The organism is Kordia sp. (assembly GCF_045105435.1).
Classification (GTDB): domain Bacteria; phylum Bacteroidota; class Bacteroidia; order Flavobacteriales; family Flavobacteriaceae; genus Kordia.
Window position 1 is genome coordinate 1 of record NZ_JBGCDL010000366.1, and the last position, 3,577, is coordinate 3,577.

Sequence of the window (3,577 nt, forward strand, 5' to 3'; positions counted from 1 at the left end):
GAAATTATGATGCAAGTCTTGGGCGTTGGATGAATATTGATCCATTAGCTGAGCAAATGAGAAGACATTCTCCATATAATTATGCTTTTGATAATCCTATTTATTTTCTTGACCCAGACGGAATGAAGCCTTTTGGATCTCAACTCCCATACAAAAGAATGATTTTTTACGGAGGATCAAAAACTCATGATGATCTTTTTAAAAGAGCTGGTAAAAATGTCAATAATGACTATGGTTCTGACAAAGTAAAACCCAAAGATTTTACACAAATAGAAACCGCAGCAACGATTGTAGATAAAATTAATTCGGAAGAAGATAACTCAATTCAATCTATAGATATATTTTCTCATGGAGGAACAAATGAACTTCATTTCAAAGAAAGTGAAATAGCGGGTAATAATAATTTATATAAAGACAAAAAAACTGAAAAAAAGGATGCAGGGTATTTTTGGAATGATTCAAAAAATTTAGATCATATAGATTATGATAAATTTACGAATAATGCAAAAATAGAAATTCATGGCTGTAACACAGCATCAATTGAAGGTGATAATTCTGATCCTCCATTTGCACAGGTTTTATCAAAAAAATTAGGAGATGCAGGGAAAAGTAATGCTGTTGTGATAGGTCATGCTACTTACGCAAATCCAAATGCACATAAAAAATTAAAAGGAGATGACTACAGGCATGGTCTTAGAAGAGTTTTCCATAATGGAACTGTACTTTTTACGACTCGAAAAGAAGGTAGGATAACGGGAAGTGAAATAAATAAGTATTTGAATTTGAAATCAAAACAGGGAGAAAAATATGATGGAACAAAACAAAGGTTATAAAGTAATATTAGGAGCAATTATTTTGGTTTTAATTGCTATATTAATTTATCAAAAAATTTCGATTGTAAAATTTAAAGAAACATTGAATAATAAATCGAAAAACATGAGCTTTGCATATCAAGATAGTGTTAAATTTGGTATGACTTACAAAGCTTATGCTTGTGGGGAATGTGCAAACTTATTTAGAGTAGATACTGTATATTTTTCTGAAAATGAGATGTTAGACTTCTATTATAATAAGGAGATCATAATAGAAGATGACTCCTTAATTAAGTTTAACAATGAAATTGGAAATATGAAGTATATAGCTTCAGGTATTTTAAAACGTAATAACTATGGAATGTTAAAACTTATCCTTGATAAAGAAAGCAAATTTAAACTTATGAGCGTTGGTAATGGTGTAAATTAGTGTATTACCTTACTTAAATTATAAATAACTGAAAAACAGCAATTAGCCCCACGATGGCGCTAGAATGTCCACGACAGAGTGAGCGCTACCCTCGCTAGCGCTAGTATGTACTAGTGCCGAGCATGAGTAAACAATAAAAGAGTTAAAAGTTAAAAGCTGTTCCAAACTATTTTTGGAATAGCTTTTTGTGTTTTTAGTAACTGACGTTCACATTTCATACATTTACGATGCTTTTGGAGCAAAGCAACAAAAAATTGTAAATGACCAAAGCAATGAAAATGTGCAACAAACGCATTATGCAGGGAATTACATTTACAAAAAAGCAACGGCACAAGCTTCATTAGCACTTACGTTCTTTAACAGTGAAGAAGGCTATGTTGAGCCACAGTTTGATCCTAGTAAGCCAGAAAAAATAACAGGGTTTAATTATACCTATCAGTACAAAGATCATCTAGGAAATATTAGACTTTCTTACGAAGACATTGATGGAAACGGAAATATCAAACCAGAAACGGAAATCAAAGAAGAGAATCATTATTATCCTTTTGGTTTGAAACATAAAGGTTACAATGCCAATCAAGTCGGAAGGGATCATCAGTATGGGTACAATGGTAAGGAAGAAAATGATGAACTTGGATTGGAATTACTTGATTATGGAAATAGAAATTATGAGGCATCCTTAGGAAGGTTTATAACTGTGGATAGATTTTCACAAAAGTATTTAGATAAATCACCTTATCACTATGGGGCGAATAACCCAGTTTTATATGTTGATAAAAAAGGAGACAGTATAATTGTATCAACTAAGGAGAGACTATACGATGGAATTGAAGGAAAAAACATTGCTACAGTAAAAAAAATTGACGACTTAGGCTCAACAAATCTAGTAGATGGGTCTACATCTTGGAAATATAATGAAACCACAAAAGAGGTAGATGCAACTTTTTATATTCAACAGGAGTTTTCTCCATTTTTAAAACCAGGTGACAGTAATAAATTTGTTAGAAAAAATAGAGGTATAGGAAAAGAAATAGAAGCACATGAAGATGGACATGTAGAGCAAATTTCAGAAACCATTCTTGATAAGAAAAGAGATTTTGCAGTGACTATTGAATCCTATGGAGGAAAAAGAAATTATAGAGGTGATGTTCAAGATATTCTTAATAAAGTTTATAAAGATTATGAGATAGATTTAGAAAAAGCTTTAGAAGATGTTAAAACAGATAATCCTTTTAATCTTACTAATGAACAAGTAATTGAAGATCAAAAAGCAATTTTAAATGTTAATATGAAATCAGCTCTTAATCAACTTGAAAAATTTGTAAAAGCTAGGTATGTTAAATTTAATGCTAGTGACCCTGGTCACAGTGATGCTAATAATCGTGCCTATAAAATCTTGAAGGGTAGAATGCAGTATAATAATGGAATAAGAAAAATAAAATATTTATAATAATGAAACATGCTTTTTTAATTTTAATAAGCCTTTTTGTAATAGCGGAAGTCTATTCTCAAAATGATTCTATCAAACCTCTTGGTGATAGAACAATAGAAGTAATAAATAGAAGAACTCAATTTATTCAAAAATATGCAGATTCCTTAAATTCATATAAACCAAATAATAATAAACTACCTTGTTTTTTTTATAGGTCTAATTTTGATAGAGAAAATAGTGAATTATTAACAAGTGTACATGATGGGACTTCGTTAAGAAAATTAATTATAGATAGGGTTATAAATATAGAATTACTTATATCTGTGGTGGAAAGTAACAGTAATAAAATTAAAAAAAAGCCTAAAAAAGCTAAAAATGCAAGCCCTTACGGTATTATTAGATTTCAAGATTATAGTATCTATGAATTAGCTAAATATAGGTTAGAAGAATTATTAAATGAATATGATATGGGAAAAAAAGCACCTAATTATCCTGATAATGGTGGGTAATGGGTCAAAATGGTGCTTTTGAAAAAGAGTGAAGTTTTAATATTGATTATCAATAATTTAAATAAAAAATGAGTCTCTTAATTGAGGCTCATTCTAGTTCTTTGAAATAATGAAAGTTTCTTAGGAAGCATGAAATAAGGGTTCTGTTTCCTTTCGTGGTGTAAATTGGCGCTGTGCTATCCCCACGCTAGCGCTAGTATATACTAGTGCCGTGCTATCTCCGAGATAGTTTCACAATAAACTGTCCCCCACTCTAGCGCTAGTATGCACTAGTGCCGAGCATGAGTAAGAAAAGCAAAAAAGTAACCATAACAAAAAGCTATGCTAATTTTTTAGCGTAGCTTTTCGTATTTTAAAGATATGAGTAGAAAATATAAGTTTCATAACAAGAGTG

3 protein-coding genes and 1 pseudogene are annotated in these 3,577 nt (G+C 30.6%); all 4 read left to right on the forward strand.

Features of this window, described 5'->3' with window-relative positions; genetic code table 11:
* Positions 1-833 (forward strand): annotated as a pseudogene (locus AB8B65_RS18500) (hypothetical protein); the annotation flags it as partial.
* Positions 808-1,242, forward strand: coding sequence for a hypothetical protein (locus AB8B65_RS18505; protein WP_405302769.1), 435 nt, complete (start codon positions 808-810; stop codon positions 1,240-1,242). The pseudogene AB8B65_RS18500 and the gene AB8B65_RS18505, both read left to right, overlap by 26 nt.
* Before the next feature lie 187 nt (positions 1,243-1,429).
* Entirely contained in the window at positions 1,430-2,692 is a 1,263-nt protein-coding gene (locus AB8B65_RS18510; protein WP_405302770.1) for an RHS repeat domain-containing protein, read from the forward strand.
* Between the two features lie 2 nt (positions 2,693-2,694).
* Complete coding sequence (locus tag AB8B65_RS18515; RefSeq protein WP_405302771.1) at positions 2,695-3,183, forward strand: hypothetical protein; 489 nt, start codon at positions 2,695-2,697, stop codon at positions 3,181-3,183.
* Positions 3,184-3,577 lie beyond the last annotated feature (394 nt).